At 43.3% G+C, this 26,986-nt stretch carries 19 protein-coding genes; 15 read left to right on the forward strand and 4 right to left on the reverse strand.

The features are described 5' to 3' along the window. The first annotated feature begins 92 nt into the window (after positions 1-92). Genes HS960_RS01410 through HS960_RS01420 form a run of 3 tightly spaced genes read left to right on the forward strand, consistent with a single transcriptional unit; the run spans position 93 to position 5,746 of the window. A complete protein-coding gene (locus HS960_RS01410; protein ID WP_202883733.1) occupies positions 93-3,278 on the forward strand; it encodes a SusC/RagA family TonB-linked outer membrane protein in 3,186 nt (1,061 codons plus the stop codon). Between the two features lie 15 nt (positions 3,279-3,293). Beyond that, the gene (locus HS960_RS01415; RefSeq protein WP_182331088.1) at positions 3,294-5,162 is read left to right on the forward strand and encodes a RagB/SusD family nutrient uptake outer membrane protein; all 1,869 of its coding nucleotides are present in this window, start codon (positions 3,294-3,296) and stop codon (positions 5,160-5,162) included. Positions 5,163-5,194: 32 nt separating this feature from the next. Further along, the gene (locus HS960_RS01420) at positions 5,195-5,746 is read left to right on the forward strand and encodes a DUF5018-related domain-containing protein (protein ID WP_182331089.1); all 552 of its coding nucleotides are present in this window, start codon (positions 5,195-5,197) and stop codon (positions 5,744-5,746) included. Positions 5,747-5,853: 107 nt separating this feature from the next. Here HS960_RS01420 and HS960_RS01425 read toward each other — a convergent pair whose 3' ends face one another. Next, on the reverse strand, positions 5,854-6,732 hold the full coding sequence (locus tag HS960_RS01425) for an AraC family transcriptional regulator (protein ID WP_182331090.1): 879 nt from the start codon (positions 6,730-6,732) through the stop codon (positions 5,854-5,856). 216 nt (positions 6,733-6,948) lie between these two features. Here HS960_RS01425 and HS960_RS01430 point away from each other — a divergent pair, with 216 nt between their 5' ends. The 7 genes from HS960_RS01430 to HS960_RS01460 all read left to right on the forward strand — a co-directional run bounded on the left by HS960_RS01430 (position 6,949) and on the right by HS960_RS01460 (position 18,124). Continuing rightward, a complete protein-coding gene (locus tag HS960_RS01430; protein WP_182331091.1) occupies positions 6,949-9,918 on the forward strand; it encodes a glycoside hydrolase family 2 protein in 2,970 nt (989 codons plus the stop codon). Positions 9,919-9,928: 10 nt separating this feature from the next. Continuing rightward, positions 9,929-11,560, forward strand: coding sequence for a sodium:solute symporter family transporter (locus tag HS960_RS01435; protein WP_153847857.1), 1,632 nt, complete (start codon positions 9,929-9,931; stop codon positions 11,558-11,560). Between the two features lie 22 nt (positions 11,561-11,582). Further along, positions 11,583-12,290, forward strand: coding sequence for an RraA family protein (locus tag HS960_RS01440; RefSeq protein ID WP_200845572.1), 708 nt, complete (start codon positions 11,583-11,585; stop codon positions 12,288-12,290). Continuing rightward, positions 12,277-15,183 carry a glycoside hydrolase family 2 protein gene (locus tag HS960_RS01445; protein ID WP_182331092.1) on the forward strand — a complete coding sequence of 969 codons (2,907 nt, stop codon included), beginning with the start codon at positions 12,277-12,279 and terminating at the stop codon, positions 15,181-15,183. The genes HS960_RS01440 and HS960_RS01445 overlap by 14 nt, the downstream gene beginning before the upstream one ends. A gap of 12 nt (positions 15,184-15,195) precedes the next feature. Continuing rightward, a complete protein-coding gene (locus HS960_RS01450) occupies positions 15,196-16,362 on the forward strand; it encodes a mandelate racemase/muconate lactonizing enzyme family protein (protein ID WP_120332389.1) in 1,167 nt (388 codons plus the stop codon). A 12-nt stretch (positions 16,363-16,374) separates the two neighbouring features. Beyond that, complete coding sequence (locus HS960_RS01455) at positions 16,375-17,166, forward strand: SDR family NAD(P)-dependent oxidoreductase (protein WP_153847859.1); 792 nt, start codon at positions 16,375-16,377, stop codon at positions 17,164-17,166. 85 nt (positions 17,167-17,251) lie between these two features. Next, entirely contained in the window at positions 17,252-18,124 is an 873-nt protein-coding gene (locus HS960_RS01460; protein ID WP_182331093.1) for an SMP-30/gluconolactonase/LRE family protein, read from the forward strand. Positions 18,125-18,367: 243 nt separating this feature from the next. Here HS960_RS01460 and HS960_RS01465 read toward each other — a convergent pair whose 3' ends face one another. Beyond that, complete coding sequence (locus tag HS960_RS01465; RefSeq protein WP_182331094.1) at positions 18,368-20,116, reverse strand: hypothetical protein; 1,749 nt, start codon at positions 20,114-20,116, stop codon at positions 18,368-18,370. Positions 20,117-20,144: 28 nt separating this feature from the next. Continuing rightward, a complete protein-coding gene (locus HS960_RS01470; protein ID WP_153846272.1) occupies positions 20,145-20,336 on the reverse strand; it encodes a hypothetical protein in 192 nt (63 codons plus the stop codon). Between the two features lie 613 nt (positions 20,337-20,949). On the opposite strand from HS960_RS01470, the gene HS960_RS01475 reads away from it, so the two are divergent. The 5 genes from HS960_RS01475 to HS960_RS01495 all read left to right on the forward strand — a co-directional run bounded on the left by HS960_RS01475 (position 20,950) and on the right by HS960_RS01495 (position 25,804). Continuing rightward, complete coding sequence (locus HS960_RS01475) at positions 20,950-22,509, forward strand: hypothetical protein (RefSeq protein WP_182331095.1); 1,560 nt, start codon at positions 20,950-20,952, stop codon at positions 22,507-22,509. Positions 22,510-22,562: 53 nt separating this feature from the next. Next, on the forward strand, positions 22,563-22,727 hold the full coding sequence (locus HS960_RS01480) for a hypothetical protein (protein WP_182331096.1): 165 nt from the start codon (positions 22,563-22,565) through the stop codon (positions 22,725-22,727). A gap of 544 nt (positions 22,728-23,271) precedes the next feature. Next, entirely contained in the window at positions 23,272-23,628 is a 357-nt protein-coding gene (locus HS960_RS01485) for a helix-turn-helix transcriptional regulator (RefSeq protein WP_182331097.1), read from the forward strand. 136 nt (positions 23,629-23,764) lie between these two features. Further along, positions 23,765-24,136: a response regulator gene (locus HS960_RS01490; RefSeq protein ID WP_153846269.1), complete on the forward strand. Its 372-nt coding sequence runs from the start codon at positions 23,765-23,767 to the stop codon at positions 24,134-24,136. Between the two features lie 177 nt (positions 24,137-24,313). Beyond that, positions 24,314-25,804, forward strand: a complete 1,491-nt coding sequence (locus tag HS960_RS01495; RefSeq protein WP_182331098.1) for a tetratricopeptide repeat protein — start codon at positions 24,314-24,316, stop codon at positions 25,802-25,804. 48 nt (positions 25,805-25,852) lie between these two features. On the opposite strand, the gene HS960_RS01500 is transcribed toward HS960_RS01495, so the two are convergent. Further along, on the reverse strand, positions 25,853-26,725 hold the full coding sequence (locus tag HS960_RS01500) for a helix-turn-helix domain-containing protein (RefSeq protein WP_182331099.1): 873 nt from the start codon (positions 26,723-26,725) through the stop codon (positions 25,853-25,855). Positions 26,726-26,986 lie beyond the last annotated feature (261 nt).

Below are 26,986 nucleotides of genomic sequence, written 5' to 3' on the forward strand. Positions count from 1 at the left end.
TAATTTTGGTTAATAATAGCGCTGTAAACCGAAGCGAATCCATGGTGCCGTCGTTTACCGATGCTGAATTATAAACTAACTTATTATTATTTATGAAAGAACTGTTGACCAATAAAAAGCCTAGGGATCGTATGGGCAATTTTGACCTGTTGAAGGCTGGAATGGGCGTAGGGATACTTGTTATGTCTATTTGCCATGGACAGGATTCATTTGCCAAGGAACGGCCCGAAAGTGAAAAGATGTTTACCATCCAATGGTCTTACAAAGGCGGGCTGAACAGCAAAGCACAAAAGGTGGAACCGGTCCTGATCGAGGGAACCGTGCGGAATAAAAAAGGTGAACGACTGACTGGCGTAACGATATTGTCTAAAGAGGATAGTAAAATCGGAACGAAAACTGACGATGAGGGCCATTTTTCCATCCGTGTGGCTGACCGTTCGACCTTGATTGTTCGCCATGTAAATTATAGAAATCAGGAAATCCCTGTTCACGGCACGCAAAAGAACGTAGAAATTGTGTTGGACGATAATGATATCGCATTGGATCAGGTCGTTGTGGTTGGTTTTGGTACGACCAGTGTGAAGAAAAACTCTACTGCCATAGCTTCTTTTGATGCGAAAACAATTGAAAACTTGCCCTTTGGGGACATGGGCTCAGCTTTGCAGGGAAGAATTCCGGGAGTTATCGTGCAGCAAGGTTCGGCCGAGCCGGGGCAAAATGGCGCTAGCATTTCCATTCGTGGCAATGGGACACCGCTTTATGTAATTGATGGATTTATCTCTACACAGCAGCAATTTTTTAGCCTCAATAAGGCGGATATCAAATCGATGACGATCTTGAAAGATGCCGCTTCAACTGCGGTGTATGGCATGAATGCCGGAAATGGGGTTGTGCTGATTACCACCAAACAGGGTGATTCGGGTAAACTCAATGTCAACTACCAGGCAAACTTTGGCTTTAATACGCCTTCATACCAAACCAAACGTATGGATGCCTATCAATATGCTACGGCGATAAACAACCTTAATCAGGCCTTGGGAATGGGAATCAACTCGTTCAAGACCGCTGAAGAAATGGAGGATATCAAAAACAATCCCGGTAACTACACCAATTGGGAAAAAGAACTGACCCGCAGGTTTGTGCCGCAACAGGACCATACGCTTTCACTGAATGGCGGCAGCGAAAAGCTACGTTTCTTTGGTAGTCTCAACGCCTTTAGTCAAGAGGGTATTTATAAAGCCAAATCACTGAATTATCACCGGTATACCTATCGGAGCAATGTGTCGAGCAACTTCGATAAAATCGGACTGAAACTCGATTTCAATGTCAATGGATACATCCGAAATGAGGATTATCCACCAGCAAGTGCCTATACGATCTACAGTAGGCTGCGCGATCGTAATCCATTTGAGAAACCTTTTACATCCAGCGGCCAAATATCCAATCAGTTTGATAACCCAGCATTGGCATTGCTGAGCCCTGGTTATATCAAGTTAAAGACGGTGTATAATCAACTATCGGGGGCCCTCAACTGGAACGTGCCGTGGGTTGAAGGGTTGAGCCTCGGATTTAATGGGAATTTTAACATCGAATCTCAGGATCGTGTAGACTGGGTAGAAACGGCTACCTATTACGATGAACAGGGAAATGCAACAAAAGAAGATCCTACAAACATTAGTGTCGGACGCTCTTCGTATATGACCCAAAACTTTGACGTCAATTTCAGAGCCGATTATCGGCGGACATTTGGCGATGGCCACAATGTGGAAGCAACCCTGGTTCAAAACATGCGTCAGTATTATAGCAATGCCTTAAATGCGGGTTCCCGCGGATTCTACACCACCGCGATCAAACAGATCCAAAAAGGCGACGCGGAGTTGATCACAGCGAGTAATACCGAAGGCAAACAGGCATGGATGGGTTATGTGGGCAAGTTTCATTACGATTATAAACAGCGTTATATTTTTGATTTTGCCGGACGTTATGACGGTTCAGACAATTTTATATCAACCAAAAGATGGGGCTTCTTCCCTTCATTCTCCGCTGGTTGGGCGCTGTCTGAGGAAAACTTCTTCAAAGACATAAAGGCCAAAAATGTCTTGACTTATTTGAAACTGAGGGGCTCTTACGGGCAAATTGGTCTCAATGATGCGGATCACTGGGCATATGCTTATCTCGCAACGTACAACTACAATACAAATGGGTATGTGGTGGATGGGAAGTTGGTCAATACGGTTACCCCTGGTGCACAGCCAAGTATCAACATGACCTGGTATACCCGATCGAAATACAATATAGGCGCCGATTTTGCACTATTCGGAAATAAGGTCGATGGTGCGTTGGACTATTTCTTTGAAAAAACCAAAGGCTATCTCGCCGCCGATAATTCCTATCGCTATACAGAACCCATCGGGTATACACTTCCATTGGTGGTGACCAATGCCGAAGACCGGAAAGAAGGACTTGATGGTTTTATCAAATACAAGGACAAGATTGGCAATGTCGATTTTAATGCCGGTTTTAACTTTACCTATTATAAATCGTTTGCTTTTAAAACCAACGAGGATAGTGTCACCTTGGCTAATCCGCGGATTCGTCAGCAAGGTAATTACTATGGTTACGTGGGTACTGGTTATGTGGGGGCACAGTTCTATACGAACCCACAGGATATTCTGAATAATCCCAAACGCGAAACTTCAACAGACCTCAGACTTGGAGATCTCTGGTATCAGGACGTCAATGGTGACGGTAAGATTGATGGGCAGGATCAGGTGCGTTATGGACATAATTCGAGCCCGACATTCGTTTATGGGGTAGACTTGGGCGCAAGTTACAAAGGTTTCAGTGTACAATCTACCATTCAGGGAACAGGGATGAAACAAAATTACTTCTCCAATGTGGCCATGGGCTCCGAAGGCGAACGACGCCTGGACTTTCAGTTTCAGAACGACAATTGGTCGCCATCGAATCCGAATGCGACGATGCCAAGACCCGGCAACGCTAGTTTGAACAATAACAATAACTATTCGTCCTCAGACTTCTGGGCCCGCAATACCTATTATGTTCGATTGAAATCCTTAACCCTATCGTATGATTTTAAATATTCGATCATGAAGTCGCAGCAATGGATGAACAACTTGACCTTTTTTGTCTCGGGTGTAAACCTGTTGGCATTTGGTCCATCAGTCAAATATGGTGATCCCGAATCCAACACTTTTGATGGTTACGCATATCCAATGATGCGAACCTACTCCGCGGGATTTTTATTGGGATTTTAATTAACTAAGAAAATTATGAAAAAACGTTTGATAATAGGGATGCTGGGCTTGACGGTGATGTTCTTCTCTTCCTGTAAAAAGTTTTTGGAAACAACACCATACGATAAAATTACTGGTGAGCAGACCTGGAATAGTGAAAATTTGACAACAGCCTATATTTATCAGGTATATGCTGATGTATTGGGTACCGATGCCTGGATGTCGGGATATGCGCATCCTTATTCGGCAAGATCGGAAGGGACCACTAAAAATGTGATGGTGGGTACGCTGAACGGTGCCTATTGGACAAAAGAAAGAGCCGAGCTCATGCTAAAATCAGATAATTATGGCTGGTTAAATTATTCACTTTTATGGCGTATCAATTCGGCAATTGCCAATATTGAAACAAGCACGACTTTTTCAAGTGAATTTAAGAACAGGAGTTTAGGGGAGTTATATTTTTTAAGGGCTGCGCACTACTTTGTGTATGCCAAACTGTATGGTGGACTGCAACTGATTGACAAAGTGTTGACACTGGATGATGATCTTCAGATTCCGAGAAGTTCAGCCAAGGAAACTTACGATTTTATGCTGGCCGATCTTCAAAAAGCTGCAGCCGCGCTTCCGGCAACTGCCGAAAGGGGACGGGCTACTGCCAAAGCTGCAAATGCTATGATCATGCGCATAGGGTTGCAGGCTGCTGCCTATGTGGATGGAGGGGCTGCAAATAGCGGGTATTATGATAAAGTGATTCAGTCGGGTGAGGCATTGGGGCTCAGTAATGGTGGGACGCAACTAAGTCCTTACTACAACATGTTTCGATCCTATGAAACTGCAGTTACGGCCACCGAGTTTATCCTCACCCGTGAGCGTAACAAAACAAATACCTCCCTCTATGATGTGCCTATGCAATATCAGGGGCTTTGGTCCACGGGTAAGTTTTCGGCTTATGCCAAAGCTAACTTTCCAATCAATGTCACGATGAACTTTTGGGGCATGGATGGCGGTTCGTGGCCAACGCAGGACCTGGTCGATGACTATCTGGTCTCGGATGTAGATGGACAGTTGAAATCATGGAATAATGCCAGTTATGTCACCACGGGTAAAAATGTGGACGAGAAAATGTATTTCTCCAACTCCAAGAAAAGAGACCAACGTTTTTATGCAACGATTCTCTATGATAGCTGTATGTATTTCAATAATCAGGTACGTGTGTTTTTTAGAAGGGATGGAAATGTGAGCAATGCCAATAGCAAGATTAATGAAGGTTCGGTACAGGAATATGGATACCAATCCGGAAATACCGAAAATTATAATTCCAGTACGGGTTATGCGATGGTGAAGTATTTTTACGATAATATTGTGAGCCTACCTTCACCATCTGACCAAAAATTAGACTATGTGTTTTCGGTGCTCCGCTATGGTGAGGCTTATCTCAATATGGCCGAAGCTTATCTCATGAAAGGAGACTTCGCTAATGCAAAAAAATACATGCTGCCGACCATGGTACGTCATGGTGGTTTTTCTGAAAGTAGCGTCAACCAGTATTTGAATACGCTTTCGGGCAACAATTGGGGGAGCTCACTTTTTGAGGCCTACAAAAGAGAACGCAATGTGGAGATGGTCTACGAGAATAACGATCGGTATTGGTCGCTGTTACGCTGGGGCATGCGCACATCGGGTGGTCTGCGTGATGGAGCTTATGTAGGATCGGGATTTGTTATTCCTGAACTGCAGGGCGCCTTACGGGGTATTCGAATTTCGAGAGATGGTAAATCCTATTCTTTTTTTGAAGACAATAACGTCGTTGGGGAAGCTCGATTCTCTGCCAAAAGGTACTTGATGCCAATCAACGAAACATTCCGCTTGAAATCGGGCGTGAAGCAAAATCCGGGATGGGAATAAAATTTTGGTATACAGATATAATGAAATTGATTATGCATAGAATAAATCACAAAATAGGGCGTATTCTGCTCGGCGCGCTGACGCTCATTGCGATGGGAAGCTGTTTAAAAAAGGGTTATGAGGAGCTGCCAAATTCGCCAGACAACAAATTGACTGCAGTAAGTTATTCGTACCGCTTTCTCTATAATGATACCATACAGAAAGGAACTCCCATGCAGGAGATTGAGCTTGACCGGGTCTGCGAGGTCGTTTTTAAGAATACGGCGGTAGCTTTTGATACGAATGGACAAAAAGGATATACGTCTACGATTTCGTACGATATCAACTCAGTTAAGAAGGCGGGGCCTTCGGGATCCGTCACCAAGCAGATGTTATTTGATGAGTTTAAAAAACGAATTCAAAAAGATCAACTTGCTAATCTGTGGGTTACGATCACTGTGTCGGACGTTTCGGTGGTTTCGCCGCTCAATGGAGCTCCAGTACTGGGTAAACCAGGCGATTTTTCACAGGATAGAATGTATCGGGTGACAGCAGCGAATGGTGACGCTCAAGATTATACGTTGAAAACAATAAAGGGTTTTTAAATAGGTGTTAGTTTCAGTAAATTGGTAGGAGTGGGCTGTACTTTTGTACAGCCTTTCTTTTTGATAGGAGGTATAGCCCCACATCATTCTGATCGATTTGACACAGCTTACAGATCCATCTCTTTACGAAACTCCCGTGGTGTTTTGTTCATAATGGATTTAAAAAACTTATTGAAGTTGGTCAGGTTCTGATAGCCACATTCGTAGCAAATTTCTGATATGCTAAGTGTCCGGTCCATCAGCAGTTTACAGGCATGACCGATACGCATCTCATTGACAAAGCGAGAAAAGGGTTTTTGAGTATGGCGTTTAAAAAAACGGCAGAAAGCGTTAGGCGTCATATTCAGCATGTCGCTGGCAACTTGTAGATTAACATCCTCCTTAAAGTTGCTCATCACATAGAGGTAAACCTTATTGATGCGTTGGGTCTCCTGCTCACTGAAAGTAGGGCGATAACCGTCGGAAGCCAAACTTTCAAATTCATCGGTTTCCTGTAGCAACTGAATAAGGTTTAGGAATTCGATGATTTTTGGAAATCCTTCTTTATCACTGAGTTTTTCCATTAAGCGCTGTGCTTTATCGAGTGTTTCGCCATAAAAACGAAGTCCACGTTGAGCCTTGCGGATAAATTGCTGCATGGCCTGGATGGTTTGATGTTCGTCGGTTAGGCGAAGTAAGAAATCGGCCGGAAAATAGACAACGATGGCCCGGGCACGCAAATCATTGTCCTGCTGCAGAAATAAATCATCGTTGCGCCAGATATGTGGGATATTGGGGCCCATCAAGACCAGGTCTCCTTCTGTAAAGGTCGCTACATTGTTGCCCACAATGCGCTTGCCGAAACTTTCTACGATCAGCACCAATTCACAGAGCTCGTGAAAGTGCAGCGGATTACTCAAAAATTCCTGATCGACCAATTTGACATGGATTGTCTTTTCGCTGGGTGGAGTAAGCTCAATAAATTGAGGTTTGGATAATTTGTTCATACATAGCTAAATTGGTTAATGCAAAAATACGGTATTTACTGTTATATCAAACAATATTCACTTAATAATATTTTATTGCTTGTTATTAGGGTGTAAATAGTTTTAGTTTTTGTATAACCAGTTGTAGTATTGCCGTGTGAGAGGACCTATCTTTGACAAAGAATGTAACAATGTGGTATTGCGTTCTAATCGGGGGGAATTACAACCTATTATGATATGAAAAAACTAAAAAAACTGGTGTTGTTGGCCTTGTGGGGGGTAATGGGGAGTTGGGCAATGGCGCAGCAGACAGCTTATCAGTTGCCGGCCAAAGTGACCGGTCTGAAAGCTCCTGTACAATCCTTAAATGGCCAATGGAACTTCAAATTTGATCGCAGTTCGGCCTGGGAAAATATTCAGGTTCCCGGGGAAGCTGTCATGCAGGGCTATGGTATTCAACACGACAATTCTTTTTTTTATAGCCGTAAATTTTTGGTACCCAGCCCCTATAAAGGCAAAAAGACAATCATCCGCTTTGACGGTGTGTACAGCTTCGCCAAACTTAGCATCAATGGTAAAGCGGTTACGAGCCATCATGGTGGATTTACGCGTTGGGAAGTAGATATTACACCTTATGTGATTTTCGGAAAGCAGAATGAAATCGAACTGGAGGTGCAGGATCAACTGGATGATATTTCGTATGCATCGGGCTATGCACACCATCCGATAGGTGGAATCTTGCGGGATGTCACCCTATTTGCAACTGCAACACATTCTGTGACCGACTTTAACCTCGAAACAGCCTTTGATGCGTCTTATAAGGACGCGCAGCTAAAATTGGATTTTGGCGGTTTTGTGGCCAAGGAGGCTACGATTAAGTATACATTGACTGACCCGAACGGCAAAAGTATTGTTCTGGATAACCCTGAAAAACCAATTTTAGCGGGGGCCAACAGCCATGTGTTCCGTGTAGCTGCACCGATAAAATGGGATGCCGAACATCCAAATCTTTATCGGTTGGATGTGGAAGTGAAAGAGCAGGGGAGGTCTACGTATGCCTTTCATAAATCGGTCGGGTTCCGCGAAGTAAAAGTGGTTAAAGACCAGCTTATGGTAAACGGCAAACCGGTCAAGCTACGTGGAGCCAATCGGCACGATATGCACCCGATCTTAGGACGCAGTGCTTCGGCCTATTACGATAGTCTGGACGTTCAATTGTTTAAAGAAGCAAATATCAATTTCATTCGTACTTCGCATTATCCGCCGACGGAGCGTTTTGTCGAATACTGTAATAAATATGGTATCTATGTGGAGGTGGAAACCGCAATCTGTTTTGTGGATACTTACAGGCAAAAAAATTATGCGCCCGGCGCTTCACAAAATGATCCGAAAAAGACGGACCAATACCTGAGCCAATCGCGTGAGATGGTCAATACCTTTAAAAGCCATCCAGCTGTACTTTTCTGGTCCATCGGCAATGAGTCGATCTATGGCGACAACTTTAAGCAGAGCCACGATTTGGTGAAGCGAATGGATCCGACAAGACCCATTATCTGGAGTTATCCGGGCTCGCAAACCACCGAACCTAAGATTTATGAAATCCTCAGCATGCACTATCAGGACGTGTATGGTAACTTGACACAGTATGGCAAGACCACGCGTAACTTTGAGGGACACGGCATCCCGGCTTTATTTGATGAATGGGCTCATCCGGCCTGTTATACGTATAAAACCTTACAGGATGATCCGAATATTCGTGAATTTTGGGGGATCTCCATGGACATGATGTGGAGCGGCCTGTTTCCGAAGCAAGGGGGCCTTGGCGGTGCAATATGGGGCTACGTGGACGAAGTATTTATGATTCCACAACAGCTCAAGAAAGGAACTGCTTTTTGGAAGGAATTTGCCCATACAGCCAAACCCGAAGATTTTCAGGGGCAGGCAGTAGGCTACGGTGAATGGGGGATTGTCGATGTTTGGCGGCGAAAGAAACCTGAATTTTGGTCAACAAAAAAAGCGCAGTCTCCTGTATTGGTCACGTTGAAAGGAAAGATTATGCCTGATTTTGCCTGCTTTCAGCCGCTGACGATCCCAGTATACAATCGATTTGATCATACTTCGCTCCAGGAAATTAAACTGCAATACACGTATGACGGGAAGACCTATACCTTAGGATTACCCGATATCGCACCGCATCAGAAAGGATATATTCAACTACCCGGTTTAGCCTGGCAACAGGGCGGGCAACTGGCTTTGCGCTTTGTGGATAGCAGGGGGATGCTGCTGGATAGCTATCGTTATTTCTTGGGTGAGCATAAGGTCAGAATACCTGAATCGACTCAAAATGGAGGAATCCAGCTTGTTGAAGAGCCTAATCGTTACCTGATCAGGGGAAGGAATTTCACCTTTCCGATTTCAAAAACAACAGGCTTGATCGAAAACGCGCTGATCGATGGTAAAGTGGTGATCCAAAAAGGTCCTTTCTTAAATATGGACATCAACCTCAACCATCTGACTGGTGCAGAAGTACGCAAAAGTGCAAGCAAATACCTGCTCGAAGATAAAAATTGGCAATTGAACAAATTGGATGTACGCATCAAAGACAATTTGGCCCTGGTATCGATTGTGGGAAAAAATGGCAGTTTATCCATTCAGTTTGATCTGACTATCGATGGTAAAGGAGAAATGAAGACGTTATATCATACCCAGGGTGAACCCAATGGCTACCTGCGTGAAATTGGGCTAAAGTATTATCTCAGCAATGAACTTGATCGTATTACCTGGAGCAGAAATGGTTATTGGAACGATTATCCCCAAGAATCATTTGCGGGTAATGAAGGAACAGCAAGCTTGTCTTATGTAGATAAGACGCCGTACGGTCAGGAGCCTAAACAGTCGTGGTATATGGATACGCACAACTATTACTATTGGGCCGATAAAGGAGCGCGTAGTAAGCATCCACTAACACAGCAGGCGAAGGGAATGAAAGAGAATATATACTATTACTCTTTGGGCAGTGGCACAAAGAATCTGATGCATGTGGTTTCACAGCAAGCAGACAATGCTTGTCGTATGGATCGCCTGGAAAATGAGCAACTGGTTTTGTATGTAAACAACAAATGGGATTATCCTGAAATTGCCTGGGGCAATTATTGTAAGACCTTGGAAGCTTCACCCTGTCAGGGATCTATCACATTAAAATTCTAATGATATCGCTATGTTGGCTTGGATTGATCAAATCATTTATCTGCTGTATTTTATTGTTGTCGGTGGTTATGGCTATTACATTTATCGACGCAAACACAGTTCCGGTTCACTAACGCATGACTATTTTCTGGCGGAAGGTTCCTTAAGCTGGTGGGCCATTGGGGCTTCTATTATTGCTTCGAATATCTCTGCCGAGCAATTTATAGGGATGTCGGGGTCGGGTTTTGCACTGGGGCTGGCCATTGCATCCTATGAATGGATGGCTGCTATCGGACTAATTATTGTGGCGGTGGTGTTTTTACCCATTTATCTGAAGAATAAGATTTTTACCATGCCTGGGTTTCTGCGCAAGCGTTTCGATCCGCGGGTGAGTATGGTGATGGCGGTATTCTGGGTTTTGGTCTATGTGTTTGTCAATTTGACCTCGATACTTTATCTGGGTGGTTTGGCCATTCAGTCGATTGCGGGGATTCCCATGGTTTTAGCGGTTTGGTTGTTGGCGGCATTGGCCTTGATTATCGCCTTAGGGGGGATGAAAGTGATTGGCTACACCGACGTAATCCAGGTGGTCTTGTTGATTATAGGCGGGCTCACGACGACTTATATCGCCCTCGATCTCGTGGCGCATACAAAGGGCATGGGACATTGGCTAGATGGACTCCTTATCTTGAAAACGGAAGTGCCACAGCATTTTCATCTTTTTATCGAAAAAGGACAGCTGATAAAACCCGATGGTACCGATGCTTATATGGATCTGCCCGGATGGTCGGTTCTATTGGGCGGTATGTGGGTGATCAATCTATCGTATTGGGGATGCAATCAATATATTACCCAGCGTGCACTTGGAGCCAAAAATCTAAAAACAGCCCAAAATGGGATGTTGTTTGCAGCCGTTATGAAGCTGTTTATGCCCTTGATTGTGGTGTTGCCCGGCATTGCTGCTTACTATTTATATAAAGAAGGTTCGAATCTCAGTTTTGCACAAGGGATGCTTGAAGGTAGTACCGTGAAGCCCGATAAAGCTTATCCGCTGCTACTCTCGATTTTACCGACGGGATTTAAAGGATTGGCTTTTGCAGCTTTAACGGCTGCTATCGTGGCCTCACTGGCTGGAAAGGTCAATAGTATAGCAACCATCGTGTCTTTGGATATTTATAAGAATATAAAAGGCGATGCCGTGAGCGATACAGCGTTGGTGAAGCTGGGCAAAGTAACTGTACTGATCGCCTTGGTCATTGGTGCTTCCTTGGCTCCGCTATTGCAGCATCTGGATCAGGGCTTTCAGTTTATTCAGGAATTTACAGGTTTTATCACACCAGGAGTATTGGCGATTTTTCTGATGGGTATCTTTACTACGTGGACAACACCTAACGCAGCATTTGCTGGTGCCATCTCTACATTTGCCTATTCTTTGCTCTTTAAAAATTTCTGGTTAGATCAAAGCCCCTTTATGAATCGCATTCTTGTGGTGTTTATATGTACGGTAGCAACGATGGTATTGGTCAGCCTGCTGGGCAATCGAAACTATCGTAATGATACAGTAATCGTGAATAGAAATCTTTTTGTGACCTCCAGTGGTTTCAAATTAGTGAGTTTATTCATCCTAGGGATATTGGTAGCCCTGTATGTCTTTTTATGGTAACATGATTTAATTGATATAAAAAATGAAAGAAAACTATCTGGTGGAATGGGCAAATGATGAGGAGCTCTTTGAGCTGATCCGTAAGGAACTTTTTACAGCTGTCATTGGGGATGTGATGGACAAAATGGGATTGTTCCATCAATTTCTGCCACCGAGTATAAGACCGTTAAAATCAGATTTGTTTTTAATTGGTAGGGCGATGACGGTATTGGAGGCCGATGTTTGCGGAAATGCTGAACAGCAGTCGAAGAATCCTGTATTGGCTAAATCATTTGGATTTATGCTTGAGGCCCTGGATGATCTGCGCCCGGGCGAGGTTTACATTTGCAGCGGCTCTTCGCCGGACTATGCGCTTTGGGGTGAGATTATGAGTGCACGGGCCAAAACATTGGGTGCACATGGGGCGATTGTCAATGGCTACTCGAGAGATACCGTAGGGATTTTGGCACTCGAGTTTCCTTGTTTCTCCATGGGCTGTTATGCGCAGGATCAGGCGCCGAGAGGAAAGGTTATTGACTGGCGTGTGCCAATCCATTTTGGAAATGTCCTGATCAAGGATGGCGATATGCTGATCGGCGATATTGATGGTGTCTGCGTGGTACCGCGCGAACATGAACAGGAGGTTTTCGCTCGAGCATTTGAAAAAGCCAGAGCTGAAAAAGTAGTATTGAACAAGGTTATGGAAGGCATGGGTGCCAAAGAAGCATTTGAAAAATATGGAATTATGTAAATTCAAATTGTCCAAAGGCAGCTGGCTGGCGCTGTTGTTGGCCTGTTCGTCCTTTGGAAATCTGTCGGCACAACAGGCTGGACCATTTTTGACGCCCCTGCCCGATCAGTTGGCCACAAGTAAAACCAGTCGGATTCTGTTGAATGGACAGTGGAACTTCAAAGTGGCCAATACGAAGCCCGTGACCATTCAGGTACCGGGAGAATGGGAAATGCAAGGCCAGCATGTCGCTGCGGGAGAAACGGCAGTGTATGAGCGTTCATTTGATATGCCCGACGATTGGGAAGGCAATCCAGTATACATTCGCTTTGACGGGGTCAGTTCACATGCGCTCGTCAAAGTAAACGATCAGGTAGTCGGTGAACATGAAGGTGGATTTGTCGCTTTTCAGGTCGACTTAGCAGGGAAAGTCAACAAAGGAAAAAATAAACTGACTGTAGAAGTTCAGGCAAATACCATCAGTGATATATTATCTTGTGTGTCTCAGTATGCGGTGCATACCGTGGGTGGAATTTTGCGGAAAGCAACTTTGTTTACAGTGCCTAAAGTACATATTTCGGATGCAGCGATTGCAACAGAATTCGATTCAAAATATGTCCATGCAACACTTAAACTTGCGGGGCTGGTGCAAAATAGTTCGGATCAGCAGCAGCAGGTCCAATTGCGCTATGTGCTCCGAGATGCCGAGGGCAAAACAGTGCTTCAAAAATCCTCCGACAAGATTCAGCTTGGATTAGGGAGCCATAAACAGATCGAAAGTCTATTAGCGGTAAAAAAACCGAAGCAATGGTCGGCCGAGACGCCTTATCTCTATGTGCTGGAGACGGCATTGATTGTGGATGGCAAGGCGATACAGACCAATAAACAAAAGGTCGGATTTCGTGAAATTGAAGTTCTCAAAAATCAGCTGATGGTAAATGGTAAACCCATCAAATTGAGAGGAGTCAATAGGCATGCTGTACATCCACTGAATGGCCGGGCTGCTGATCCGGCAATAGATCTGCAGGACGTTGTTTTATTTAAACAGGCCAATGTCAATTATATCCGTACGTCGCACTACCCGCCATCAGAAGAATTTTTGAATGCGGCAGACGAGTTGGGAATGTATGTGGAGAGTGAGGCGGCTTTGAGCTGGATTCAGCACCATGCTTCACCAATCTGGCGCAAATGGGATTACAAGGATAAGCGTTTTTTACCGGTTATGTTGGGTGCAAACATCGATAATGTATTGAGCAACCGCAATCATCCTTCGGTGTTATTCTGGTCTCTAGGCAATGAGTCGCATTGGAGCCCGCTGTGGGCCGAGGTCAATACACGTGTGAAGGCCTTGGATCCAACGCGCCCAACCAGTTTCCATGATCAGACCTGGGGTGGATTTAATAATGGCGGAAGTAAAGCGGATATTGCCAATTACCATTATCCGGGTATCAATGGCCCTGCGGCCACCGATACCATGAAAAGACCGACTTTATTTGGTGAATACGCCCATTTGTCGACGTATAACAGGCGTGAGTTGCTGACCGACCCTGGTATACGCGATGCTTACAATGCGCCTCTGGTTACTTTTGTGGATTCCATCTATAAGCATTCGGCCAACTTGGGTGGCGCGATATGGAGCGGTATCGATGATACCTTTCACCTTCCCGATGGACGTATTGTTGGTTATGGACCTTGGGGGCCGATTGATGGATGGCGTAGACCAAAACCGGAGTATTTTGGAATGAAGAAGGCTTATTCGCCAATCAGGATCGGTACACCGCAATTGAAGAAAGGTAAAGTGGTGGTCACGATTGAAAATAGATACGATTTTCTTTCCCTTGACCAGCTCAAACTCGTCGCCATTGTAGATGGTAAGGAAGTTCCTTTTAGGGCAGCGATTGGACCGCGGACGAGTGGCGAGATCATTTTACCGATCCAAGCTGAATATGGCTCATTGCGGATTATTGCCATGGACAATCAGCAAAATGAGGTTGAAAATGAACTCTTTGAGAAAGTAGCCAAAAATCAGGAAAAGTTTTCGGCTACGGAACTACAGCTCAAACAAGATTCGGCGTATATTTATGTAAAGCAGGGAAATGTGGATTATACATTCAGCCGAACCTATGGCAAATTGCTTGCTGTGCGCAAAGATGGTGAGCTGATTCTGACGAAGGGGCCGGCCGTAGCGCTCATCGAAGCAAATGCGGAAGATGGTGGTAAGCCAAATGTTGCGGGAGAGACGTATCAAAATAACATTGCGCCATTGAAGCAGTACGAGCAGTATACTTTATTTGCGGATGCTGCAGAAGCCAGTCAGACAGGCGACAGTATAAGTGTTCGCATGGACCTGCGGTATCAGAATGGCACCGGAAAACAAAAATTTGTTTTCCTTAAAAATGGTCTTTTGCGGGTGGAGTATGAAATGGTCTATCAGCAGGGGCAGGAAATGGATCTTTATCAGGCCGGTCTGATGCTTGAATTGCCTTTATCCTACGATAAATTGGCTTGGTCGCGAAAGGGTACATTTTCCACTTATCCCGCCAATCATATCGGACGCAATGAGGGCGAGGCTGTATTGCATGCCGTGCCGTTGTATGAAGTAGAAGAGCATGGTAAGCCACAGGCAAAAGATTGGAAAGACGATGCCAATATATTGGGCTCGAACGACTTTAGGTCGACCAAAGGAAACATTTACTGGGCTAGCTTGCGTAGCCCTGCGGCAACGGTAAAGGTGCTGTCGAATGGCCAGCAGCATGCACGGGCCTGGAAACAGGATCAGCAGATACAATGGTTGATCGCTGATTATTCGAATAATGGCTCGGAACCTTTTTATGGATCGCCACACAGTTATGGGCGCAAAAAGCTAAAAAAAGGTGATAAGTTAAGTGGACAGATTATTCTTAAGATAAATTAAAATAATAGAACAATGAAGATTATAGATGTTAAAGTCTGGCTGGTTGAAGGCGTAAAATATAATTGGACTTTAGTCAAGATTTATACGGATACGGGGCATACAGGTGTGGGCGAAGCGACCAACTGGCCCGGCAGTCCCATTGTATATGAGGCCGCTAAGCATGTGGGACAGCGCATTATTGGTTTGGATCCGATGAAAACAGATTTTATCTGGACCAAACTCTACCGCGATCTCAATTGGATCGGACCTTATGGTGCAAGCATGTGTGCTATTTCGGGTATTGACATGGCACTATTGGATTTGAAAGGCAAGGTGCTTGGTGTACCTTGTTATGAATTGTTGGGCGGTGCTTTCCGTAAAGAGATCCTGTTGTATGCCAATTATTGGTTTACGGGTGGTGGACATAACCCCGAAGATTATGCCCGACAAGCGCAAGCGGTCAAAGAAGCTGGTTTTACAGGCTTAAAGTTTGACCCATTTGCGCATACAAACTATCTGTATGGAGAAGATTTGGCCGCAAACCTGACTTTGACTGCCGAACAGCAGGATCTGGCGTTTGAGGTGAGTAAAGCGGTTCGTGAAGGAGTTGGACCCAATTTTGATATCATGATCGAAACACATGCCATGCTCAATTATCGTGTCGCTGTACAGATGGCGCAACGTCTTTCTGAACTGAATATTACCTGGTATGAGGAGCCTGCGGGACCGGAAAATGCAGACAACCTGCGTGCCATGCGGGAGCGTATTCCGTCCAATGTGTCGATCTGCGTGGGCGAAAGACATTATACCCGTCATGGGATCCGACCGGTATTGGAAAAAAATATCTGTGATATTATGATGCCTGATATTACGCGTTGTGGTGGGCCTTCCGAAATGAAGCGTATGGCAACGATGATGGAAGCATACAATGTGTTATTGGCACCACATAACCCCAACGGACCACTTTCCACATTGGCCAGTGCGCATGTCTGTGCTTCGGTGCCCAATTTCTTTCGGCAGGAATTTATGTTCAATGATGTGCCTTGGCGCGATGAAGTCATTGACTATCCGATTAAGGATATGGTGAAAAATGGGCACTTGGTCTTGAGCGAAAGACCAGGATTGGGTGTAGATTTGATCGAAGAAGAAATGCTCAAACATCCTGGAGTATTGGAACCACGACCAGGTTTTTATGTGTAATTTTAGCAGTAGATGGCATTTACAATTGATTTAACGGGTAAGGTTGTCCTGATCACAGGTGGAATTTCGGGCATTGGGCTGGGAGCGAGTCTGCAATTTGCATCGGCAGGTGCGACCGTTATAGCCTGTGCCGAATTGGCGGTCGATGATCAGGCAGTGGCTTCATTTTTTGCAGCAATGGAACCTTATCGGCAGCGAACATTTTATTATGCGGCTGATGTGTCCGATGAGGCTGCTATTCAGGAATTGGCCGTGCTCCTTCAACAGGAGCATGGCCGTTTGGATGTACTGCTTTCGAATGCAGGTCAGAATATGTTCAAAGGCTTGGATGAGTGTACGCTAGGAGATTGGAATCACAATAATAGCTTAAACCTGGCATCACATTGGTTGCTGGCACGGGCATTAAAACCACTGTTGGCCCAAGCTTCGCCGGGGGTAATTATTGTCATGGCCTCCAACCATGCTTATGCCTCCATACCTGGCTGCTTTCCTTATAATGTAACCAAAGGGGCGCTCCTTTCACTCGTGAGGGCCATGGCTATCGAATGGGGCCCAGCGATCCGTACGGTCGGACTTGCCCCTGGGTTTATCGATACACCCGGCAATCAAAAATGGTTTGACAGTTTTCCGGATGCCGATGCCGAAAGACAGAAAACAGTCGATAGACATCCCGTCAAAAAATTAGGTACAACTGAAGAGATCGGTGGCTGGTGTGTTTTTCTTTCCAGTACCTACGCTTCCTTTGCAAGTGGAAGTACCTATTTAATTGATGGTGGAAGAAGTGCACTGATGCAAGAGGATTAAACCCCAACGTGAGCTTGCCTATTTAATACTAGAATATTAATCTCAAGAAGAAATTGCCGATCAGGTCGGGCATAGCAAAATGGTGATGAAGAATAATTTAAAAGAAGCAGCAGTCTTATTGCATACCGAATGTCTGCTGGGGGAAGGCATGGTATGTAGCCAGCGCGATAACAGTTTGTATTGGGTGGATATTTTGCACAAGCGTATTCATAGCTATCAGTTGGAAAGCAAGAAGTCGGCTTACTGGGAATTACCAGGTTATGTAAGCAAGATCGTACCCTGGCCAGATGGATCCGGTAAATTTCTTGTGGCCATGCAGCAAGGGTTGGCTATTTGGACAAAGGAAACGCAAGATTTGACGATCGTAGCTGAGCTAGATGCTAGGGGTGGACAAGTCCGTACCAATGACGGCGGAGTAGATCCCGAGGGTAATTTTTGGTTCGGCACGATGCACATGCAAGCTTTGCCCGATCAGGGGAAACTTATGCGTTTCTGCAACGGAGTTTTGGATACAATTATTCCGGCAGTGACGATTCCCAACGGTATTGTATGGCCCAGCGATAGCCCTTATTTTTACTTTATCGATACCTATACCCGCGAAATCCGTCGTTATGCTAGGCATAACACAGGTGAATCAATGACAGCAGGGGGGGAGCACTACAGCACATTGGTATGCGTACCCCATGAGCTGGGCATGCCTGATGGTATGTGTCTGGGACCCGATGGGCATCTTTGGGTAGCCCATTGGGGTGGTTTTGCCGTTTGCAAATGGCATATTGAAACAGGCGAACTGTTGGATAAAATAAGGGTGAATGCGCCGCATGTGACTTCCTGTTGTTTTGGCGGCGCTACAGGCACTGATCTGTTTATTAGTACAGCCAGGGAAGGACTCACAGCGGCAGAACTGCAGCGCTATCCCGATAGCGGAAAAGTATTTCAGGTAGCCCTTCTTGCATAGTTGTAAATAGCGGTGGGAAATTAGCTTAATGGTAACGTGCTCGGTAACTTCTAGTTTCTTTCATGACTTAAGATTTAGTAGGATTTGCGATTTGGCTCTTATTGAGTCAACGCATGAAACGATATGTGAAAAAGCCCGGCATGGAAGTTCATGCCGGGCATTAGATGCCTATTGATCCCAATAGGAGTGGTAATAGGTAGGGATAGTTATAAAAAAAACTATAATAAAAATATATGTTTTATGCTATTTGTCCTGGATACAGCGAACTGGATAGGCGGCACGTTTAAAATAATTCTGTGTATCCCAAGCACCACCTTCGAATCCTCGGCCCTGTAAAGCTCTATCATTACCGCCTACAGCCATATTTAGCCAATAAATAGCAGTAGCTTGTCTAACAACTTGCACCCCGTCTACTGAACTTCTGTGACCATTTGCTGGGAAGCTTAATTTAATATCACTGCTCTTTTTACTAGTCATAATATGCGCCGCAGTAAAATCAGATAACCCAGATGAAGTTCCTGTATTTGGAATCCAATTTCCAATTGAAGTATGACGAGTATAATTTCCCAAACGGGTATATTCAGCCGCGCTAGGTACGCGATCGCCAGTGCCACATGGATCCAATGCCGCTTTCACCGGAGCTGCTGCAGTACCATTATTCCAAGATCCATCTGGAGCAGGTGTAGTATTCCATCCTGCAATAGCGCCATCGCCACTGTAGGCATTTGCTACCGCTGCTTGACGACCCCATTGATAATAATTGCCATATAAAGCTTGTTTGGAAGGGTTAGCATCAGGGTAATTTGTTGTTGGATTCACATCAGTGACGCCCAGGTTATAACGATCCCAACGATAACCACCGATCACAGCATAACGTGCATCCGCGGCTGTAGCCGTTCTAGTGACATTTGAGGCATTTACATAACGATCGCTGTTAAAACGCAATTTTAAGGTATACGAATAACCTGGTTTTAAACCTAAGCCAGCATTCGAAAAATTGAAATCGACATTTTGAGCATTGACATCATGACCAATTTTGATCTGACTGCTTGGGATCCGGAAAGATACTGCAAAAGTGGAACTCTGCAGCTGATTAACGATAAAAGTCTGCGCTGTCGCATTAAGGTTTGAAATTGCAGCGACTGAATTGTCCGCAACTGAAGATAAAGTTGCTCCGGTGCTCAGGTCAATTTCAACATCCTGAAAAGGAGAAAGCCATTGCGCTTGTACAGGAACTTCCGACAGATAACCTCCTTTTACATAGTTTGCAGTACCAAAGGTGCCTGTTGCATCGCTATTGTCCACTACAATATTTACTCGTGTAAACAAGTGTTTAAGCGGAGCTGTCAATGGCGTAGGTGTATTGTTACCTAAGATGGTCACATCTTTAGAAATTGCATACATTAAGTCACCACCATCCTGCGCGTACGTCGAAAAATCGAAGAATAATGCACCTGCCGAATATAAGTTCGTTGTCGGCGCTGCAGGTGGCGCTGTAGTTGTGGAACCCACAGAATATACCACGAAGGTATATTTGTTGCCCGCGATCAATTTATCACCAAAAAATACCTGGCTTGCATCTGCTGCGTTGCCAACTGCTTGATCGATATAAGTACCATCTGTTTCGTAGGCGACTATCCGATACTGTACGGTACCTCTCAAAGACAGCGAGGTTGCAGCTTTGTTTCCCGAAGATGCTTTAAGTGCAGCTGTTCCAGGTGTGTTTTCAGTAAGTTCGGCGCTAATAGAAAATGGGCCCGATTGTATTTCTTGCGTTATACTTAGAGGTTTTGCTATACTTGAATTTGTCGAAGCTTTCGTTACCGGATCGTCAGTACTCGTAAATTCAGCCTCTGTTAACGTAAGTTTCAAACCACCCTGATTTACATCAGCTTGATTTCCTGTTTTATCCTTATTACAGGAAGAAGCTATTGTCAGAAGCACAATCAAAGCTAATTTTATTTTTGTAATCTGATATATCTTTTTCATCATCTTTTTGAAATAGTTGTTTGATTGTTTGTTAGTTCCACCATTCTCCACTTGGATCCTGTGTTTCTGATCCGCCATTATTCCATTCGTTTTCTGTGACACCAGTCCCACCTCCAGGTTGGGCGGTTCCCACAGATCCAGCAGCAACTCCCTCTTCCATCTCCACCTTTAACTGCTCGATCACGGGTTTCACGTAAGTCATTTTTTCAGTTCTTTTTTTCATTTGTTTTATATTGTTTGGTTTAAGATTAGCGCACTGTTTATCAGACGAAAGACTTCCTGGTGAACCAAAAAGCTGCAATATGCTGCGTAGCAATGCCTATTGTTAGTTGAGATTTCAAATGCTTATCGTTTTTATGATGATTTATATTTAAGTTAGTTTCTCTTAAGTTAAACAATTAGCTGTATTTGTGTCTTTTCAATACTTTGGACTTATCGCTAGGATATTTTCGAACATATCCAAATACTTGTTCAAAGATACTTCATAGCTAATGATGAAATACTAAATGTATATATCACATGGTTATCACACCTGTATCACATTTTTGATTTTTAGTCGATTTAATAGGTTTTTCTGGTTTAATTTTTTTGTCTTTAATGGAAATTGCTGTTTGACAAGACGTGTAATATGTTAAGTTATACCTTCTAATGTTCTGTTTGTTTCATCAAAGTGAACTCTAAGTTAAATCTTCACTTAGCAGATTATCGCACTTTTGTTATACTAACGTTTGTGTGATATATCTGTGATATTGCGGTGATATTTCTTTTTGTGAAATAATTTTAATATTTGCATCCAGTTAATTAAATATTCATCACATAATTAAAAATTAGAAGAAATGATTTTACAAGCGCAGACAATGAAAGGTTGGAGAGCTCTGGCTCTGTCGGCTTTGATTTGTATTTCGATGTATTCCTGTAAGGAAAGCAAAGACAGTGTAGCAGCCAGCGGTAAGGCAAACGTCAGTATCCAGTTACTTGGCGTCGAAAATCCAGCTATCGCAACGAAAAAAGCGAGCAATGGTAATAACTCAGGGGTATCACAGAAAGTGGTGGTTCCATTAACAAAGTCTAGCTCTTTCGAAGCAACTTTGACCAGCAAGTCGTCCGCAACTAACGGCAGCCTTTTGCGGGCTTCTTCTGGTTCTCGCGCTGCAGTTGTTGAAGAGAAAACACCATTGGCAGCAAATGTCAAATATAAAATCGTCGTATATAACGCTGACGGTGATTATGTAACTGAAAAGACCTATACAAATTCAGTAGACAACGCGACTGAAATTGAATTGGACGCAGAAAAGACCTATACCTTCGTAGCTTATTCAGTAAACAGTACTTCATCAGTACCTACAGTAACTGCACAGGCTGATTTGGCTAATGCAAGCCTCGATAACATCAGCGCAGACCTGATGTACTTCAAAAAAGACTTAACAGTTCATTCTGGTGACAATAATCTTGATGTGATTTTAAAACACCAATATAGTGAAGTGACAACCAACTTAACGATGGCTACTGAAATGACGGGGGCGATTACAAGTCTGGTGTCTCCAACAATCAATCCTACACATCCAAGCGCTAATTTAAAATTAGCGGACGGTACAATCACGTATAATGGTACTACTTCAAGTTCAGCTGTTCAATTCCCTCTTTTGGGGGCAGGTTTACGTTCTGTATCAAGTAACCCTACTTTATTGATCCATCCGGGAGAAACAAACGGTGTGTTCAGTTTCGGATCTATCACCATTGATGGTGAAACAAGATCTAATGTTGGTGTTGCTGGTTTACAGATCTTACCAGGTCAACGCTACAATTTAAACCTGAACTTTAAGACATGTACACAACCTGTGACGGGTGGGGCTGACTTAAACTGGAACTATCCAGCTTCCGGATCAGGTGCTGTTGTGAACGGTCAAACTGTTGCTGCAGGCACTACAGTGACACAGGAATTGACTGCTCCGGGGGCAGACTATGGTTTCGTTTTTGATATTCTTCAATTGGACAACTCCTTCAACATGGAAGTAAATGGTGTAAAACTTGCTACCCAGGAAATTCAATTTGAAGGAAACATCGCTATCGCTCCTAAAAATGTTCAGTTCGCGGATGGTAGTCAATATGGTGGAACCAATACTGAAGGCGGCGCTGTCCCTCAGATCTATAGCATGGTAGGTACAGCAACTAATCCAATAATCCGTGTCGTCATCAGCCGTTCGGGAGAAGTTACGATCTATGGTAGTAAAGTGGCAGGTGGTGAGCTGTATCCATTAGTGCTGACACAGGGGGCATTTAATTTGGTTCCATGGAGCTCTACTTCAAACACCGTCAAAATTACGCAGATTGTTCAAGGAAAGACAACCATGATCGGATCAGGAAGCGGCAGAAAGAAAGTTGCCTGTACACTATAAAGTAACAGCTAGTTACTTTATGCATCGAAATAGTATCTAAAAAATAATAAAACATGAACACAAATAAATCAAAAAATATATATGTGAGCCCAAAAGTTGAGGCCATTAATGTAGAATTGGAACAAGGTATTGCTGCAGGTTCTGCTGCGACGACAAGCAACGATCCACAGGAATCTTGGGAGAAAGCAGATGATGATAACCGACTAATCAATTGGTAATATCTAAAATATATTGTCTAATCCATCACATTTTGCTCGGCAGGTTCCTGTCGAGCTTTTTTATGGATCTTAACCTGAAAAAGGATCACTTTTACTGAAGTTCTGGTTCAGTGGATATTGATCGAATGGGTTTTTTAATTCTTTTTTTACGCTTTTAATTTGTTGTTAATGAGGTTTTTGTAAAGTGTGATATTTATGTGAAAGGCTGTTTTTTTTGATTCTTTCTTTTAATGCAAATCTTTGTCAAACAGAATCAGTTAAATCATTTCGGACGGACAACAACTGGATGATTGTATCGCAGAAAGGGGTAATGGACAACTTTTTAATTGCATGCTGAGACTGAATTATTACTAGATCTTATTTGCGTGGAGGTCTGTGATAATATCATTTGGATTTAACTCGACGGGGACATTTGGCCCTGTCGAGTCTATTTGCTCGTAAGTCCGCTATTCCCAAATAAATAAAAAATAGTTAATAGTATTTGAGCAAAGGTGACTCAGAATAGGGGGAATACAGAAATAAATTTACTTGAAAAACGATATATATGGATAGGAATAACTTCAATTATTTAATTACTTTGGCAAAAAACAATGATGCGGAATTTTTAACTGTGTTCAGTGAAATTTATCCTGGATTTGTGGCGTCGTTAAAGCGGATTAATCCCAAAATTCGGAGTAGTGAATTGGAATTCTGTGCGATGACCTTTTTAAATTTTTCGACCAAAAATATCGCTCAATATACATTTGTGACGGTTCGTGCGGTGCAGGTCCGTAAAAACAGACTGCGTAAAAAGTTTAATATTGCCTCTGATGTGGATTTCAATAACTGGATGCGTGATCAGATTTTACTTGGTCCAATTGTGGAACAGCGTCAGATTTCAATTATAAGTGCCCAAATATAAAACCTAAGCCATAATTTCCGGAAGCTTATTTTTTAGGGGAGCATTCCGGAAATCCTGCTATTATCCAATCGGAGTTTTGGTGATGGCATTCGTGAGGGGCTGCAGGTGATAAGAGAAATTTTTAAATCGATGTTTGATGAACAGAAAGATTTTTGTATGTGATGACAACCTGCTAATTTTGCAGTCGTTGGAACTGGTTTTGAGTCTGACCGAAGCTACTATTATAAGTGAAAACAGAAGTACCGAAGCATTGGAATATATCTTGCAGGAAAAACCCGATATTTTTATCTGTGATTTAGAAATGCCTGTACGCAGTGGTGAAGACCTAATTAAAGAAATTCGTAGCCGAAGAGAATGCGACTATCTATTTATTATTTGTGTATCTGCATCTTCTGAGGGTCGAGCTATTGCACTTAATGCTGGAGCTGATTATTTTCTGCCCAAACCTTTCGCTATAAACGAGCTTTTGCCTGTAGTCACTGCGGTGTTAACTTCTAAAAATTATTGAATTTTTGCTGCTTTTTTTATAAAGCATTGCTGGTAAAATGATCATGCTGACATAAAAATCTTCGGTTTATTCATTTACCGTTTAATCAATTAAAATGCTTAGTTTTGCAGATACTATGCCATGACTATATAGCTAAAGTAGTTATGGAAAGCTACTGAAATATTGACAACCTACTTAATGAAAAAGCACCTTTTAATTTTATTTCTTATTTTTTTTTCGTTTAAGGCCATCGCAGGGGATAGCCCGAAACAAAGAGTAGATTCGCTCTTAGCAAAGGCAATGGAATTTGGCAGTCAAGGGAAATTAGTACCCTATATAGAGACGGCAATAAAAGCATTTAATTTGGCCAATTCTGCTAACTATGATGAGGGGAAGGCCAAATCCGGAATGTATATAGCAGAAGGTCTAGTGACTGTTGGCCTATTTAAGGAAGCATTAAAACAGCTGGACCGTATTGAAACCACCGACATTTATAAAAAAGAAATCTTTGTACAATCCGACGTTTATCGCTTACGGGGACGGGCTTATGGTGGTCTCATGCTATATCAGCAGGCCATTCGGGAGTTTCGTTTGCAGCAGGAACTCATTAAACAGCTTACCGGCGAAAAGCAAGTCAAAGCATACCAGTATAATTACGAGAATTTAAGTGCAGTTTTCCAGCGAATGGGACAATTGGATTCCGTGCAAAAATACACCGAACTCCAGTTGGAGAATCTAAAGGTTTTCGCAGAAAAGGATGCGGCTATGCGCTACCAGATTGTGTATGAAAATTTGGGGAGGCTATATGTTGAAAAAGGTGATTTAGTAAAGGCGAAGCAAAGCTTGGATAAATCATTGGAGCTTATTAAGAAATATAACATTCCTGTTGTGCTGAATACCTATACTGCGTTAGCTATTTTGGAGAAAAAAAAAGGAAACCTGCAAAAAGCTGCTACTTTCTATGAAGAAAGTCTTGTGAGAAAGCGGGCAGCTGGTAGTAGAATAGGAGTGCAAAATTCTTACCGTGAGCTGGCTGATTTTTATCGCATAAGCAACTTGGATAAAGCTAAAGCAGATCACTATGAAATAGCCTTTAGCCGGCTCAATGACTCGCTGGAGAATGAAAATAGACATGTCGTCGATCAGGTGCTCAATCAGATTTTGAAACTCAAAGATGAGGAATCGAATACCAAGGTGTCAAGGGCAGGAACAATTGCACTTAACGCCCTATTGTTGCTGCTTGTTGTGGTTTTGTTTTTTGTTTGGCGGTCGAAGCACAACAGGAAGATATTGGTACAGAAAGAAGAGGCATTGCAGGAAACCGAAACAATCAATAAGGAACTGACCGAACAGATCGGAGAAAATAAATTCAATACGCTCATAGACCTGGCCAAAAGTAACAATCCTGAATTTTTGATTTTATTTACTGAATTGTATCCACAGTTTATCCAGGCGCTCAAATCATTTGACGCTAATCTTCGGAGTACCGAATTGGAATTCTGTGCCATGGCATTTCTCAACTTCTCGACAAAAAATATTTCGGAATACACCTTTGTGACGATCAGGGCGGTGCAGGTCCGTAAAAATAGACTGCGCAAAAAGTTCGACATACCATCAGATGTGGATTTCAATAACTGGATGCGTGAGCTCGCCGGAACATCCGTTAGCCCATTGGAACCTAAGGGCTAAAAAAAGAGCTATGTTAACAGCTCTTTTTTACAAGGGCGGCACTGCTCGCTAATCTTTATTTGATAAAAGCTTACTTTTATAATCGGAAGGGGTAATCCCTTTAATGGATTTAAAGAACTTGTTGAAGTTGGGCAGGGAGTTGAATCCACAGGCATAGGCAATATTGGTGATCGGGTTCTCATCCTGAACCAACAGCCTGCAAGCTTCATTGATCCTTACTTCATTGACGAATTTTGAGAATGTTTTTCGTGTATGTGCTTTAAAAAAGCGACAAAAGGATGGCTTGGTCAAGTTCGCCAATTTAGCTGCCTCCTCTAAGGAAATTTCATTGTTGAAATTTTCAAAAACATAATTGTAGATGTTAAAAATAAGTTCTCCGTCCTTGCGCGGTGATCCATTGCTATAAGACTTATCCGATAGTACAGCATATTCTTCTGTGTGAAGAAGGGTAGCCAAACACTCAAATAGATAGGCTGTTTTTTGCATATCGGAGGCGCCGACCATTTTTCGTAGTATTTTTTTGAATGCATCTTTTGTTTGTCCATAAAATAACATCCCCTGTCGCGATCTTTCCAGGAAGTCATGCAGCGGGGCCGTTTCAACTAATAAGGGGCAAAAAGACAGTAGGGCTTCTGGATCGAAATGTAAGGTGATAGACTGTGCGCTAGGTTCGTGGCTGGTATCACCACGCGCATTATACCAAACATGTGGCAAGCCCGGGCCGGTAAATGTCAGCTCGTCGCTTTCAAAGTCTTCCAGATGATCTCCAATGCAGCGTTGCCCATTACCCTTGATGATGTAGGTAAGCTGGCATTCACTGTGAAAATGATATTCGGAGAGGTATTTGTCGCAATTTTCTCGTCGAATTTCAAAAATCCTGTTCCCTAAATTTGAAAGTGCTTTCGTATAAACCGGTCTCATAAATGCGCTACTATTTTATTTAAAAGCAGGACGACCGATGTCCAGCTTTCCGATTGATTTATAATTGTCACTCAAAGGAAGCGTAATAAATACCAAAACTCATGTATTAAAAGCTTAAAATCATGTAAAATATTACTTTTTGATCCTGTTCGTCGAATTTTATGGGCCCGCTAAAAATCCGGTCGATTTCACTTAATATCGATACTCCAATAAAGGGAAGATGGCAGACGATAACTAAAATAGAAAAGGCGATCAAACTGT

It is taken from the genome of Sphingobacterium paramultivorum, assembly GCF_014109745.1.
Taxonomy (GTDB): domain Bacteria; phylum Bacteroidota; class Bacteroidia; order Sphingobacteriales; family Sphingobacteriaceae; genus Sphingobacterium; species Sphingobacterium paramultivorum.

What these genes read in the sequence shown, in the direction of transcription:
- HS960_RS01410 (WP_202883733.1), top strand. Translation starts at nt 93, where the DNA reads ATGAAAGAACTGTTGACCAATAAAAAGCCTAGGGATCGTATGGGCAAT.
- HS960_RS01415 (WP_182331088.1), top strand. Translation starts at nt 3,294, where the DNA reads ATGAAAAAACGTTTGATAATAGGGATGCTGGGCTTGACGGTGATGTTC.
- HS960_RS01420 (WP_182331089.1), top strand. Translation starts at nt 5,195, where the DNA reads ATGCATAGAATAAATCACAAAATAGGGCGTATTCTGCTCGGCGCGCTG.
- HS960_RS01425 (WP_182331090.1), bottom strand. Translation starts at nt 6,732, where the DNA reads ATGAACAAATTATCCAAACCTCAATTTATTGAGCTTACTCCACCCAGC.
- HS960_RS01430 (WP_182331091.1), top strand. Translation starts at nt 6,949, where the DNA reads ATGAAAAAACTAAAAAAACTGGTGTTGTTGGCCTTGTGGGGGGTAATG.
- HS960_RS01435 (WP_153847857.1), top strand. Translation starts at nt 9,929, where the DNA reads ATGTTGGCTTGGATTGATCAAATCATTTATCTGCTGTATTTTATTGTT.
- HS960_RS01440 (WP_200845572.1), top strand. Translation starts at nt 11,583, where the DNA reads ATGAAAGAAAACTATCTGGTGGAATGGGCAAATGATGAGGAGCTCTTT.
- HS960_RS01445 (WP_182331092.1), top strand. Translation starts at nt 12,277, where the DNA reads ATGGAATTATGTAAATTCAAATTGTCCAAAGGCAGCTGGCTGGCGCTG.
- HS960_RS01450 (WP_120332389.1), top strand. Translation starts at nt 15,196, where the DNA reads ATGAAGATTATAGATGTTAAAGTCTGGCTGGTTGAAGGCGTAAAATAT.
- HS960_RS01455 (WP_153847859.1), top strand. Translation starts at nt 16,375, where the DNA reads ATGGCATTTACAATTGATTTAACGGGTAAGGTTGTCCTGATCACAGGT.
- HS960_RS01460 (WP_182331093.1), top strand. Translation starts at nt 17,252, where the DNA reads ATGAAGAATAATTTAAAAGAAGCAGCAGTCTTATTGCATACCGAATGT.
- HS960_RS01465 (WP_182331094.1), bottom strand. Translation starts at nt 20,116, where the DNA reads ATGATGAAAAAGATATATCAGATTACAAAAATAAAATTAGCTTTGATT.
- HS960_RS01470 (WP_153846272.1), bottom strand. Translation starts at nt 20,336, where the DNA reads ATGAAAAAAAGAACTGAAAAAATGACTTACGTGAAACCCGTGATCGAG.
- HS960_RS01475 (WP_182331095.1), top strand. Translation starts at nt 20,950, where the DNA reads ATGATTTTACAAGCGCAGACAATGAAAGGTTGGAGAGCTCTGGCTCTG.
- HS960_RS01480 (WP_182331096.1), top strand. Translation starts at nt 22,563, where the DNA reads ATGAACACAAATAAATCAAAAAATATATATGTGAGCCCAAAAGTTGAG.
- HS960_RS01485 (WP_182331097.1), top strand. Translation starts at nt 23,272, where the DNA reads ATGGATAGGAATAACTTCAATTATTTAATTACTTTGGCAAAAAACAAT.
- HS960_RS01490 (WP_153846269.1), top strand. Translation starts at nt 23,765, where the DNA reads ATGAACAGAAAGATTTTTGTATGTGATGACAACCTGCTAATTTTGCAG.
- HS960_RS01495 (WP_182331098.1), top strand. Translation starts at nt 24,314, where the DNA reads ATGAAAAAGCACCTTTTAATTTTATTTCTTATTTTTTTTTCGTTTAAG.
- HS960_RS01500 (WP_182331099.1), bottom strand. Translation starts at nt 26,725, where the DNA reads ATGAGACCGGTTTATACGAAAGCACTTTCAAATTTAGGGAACAGGATT.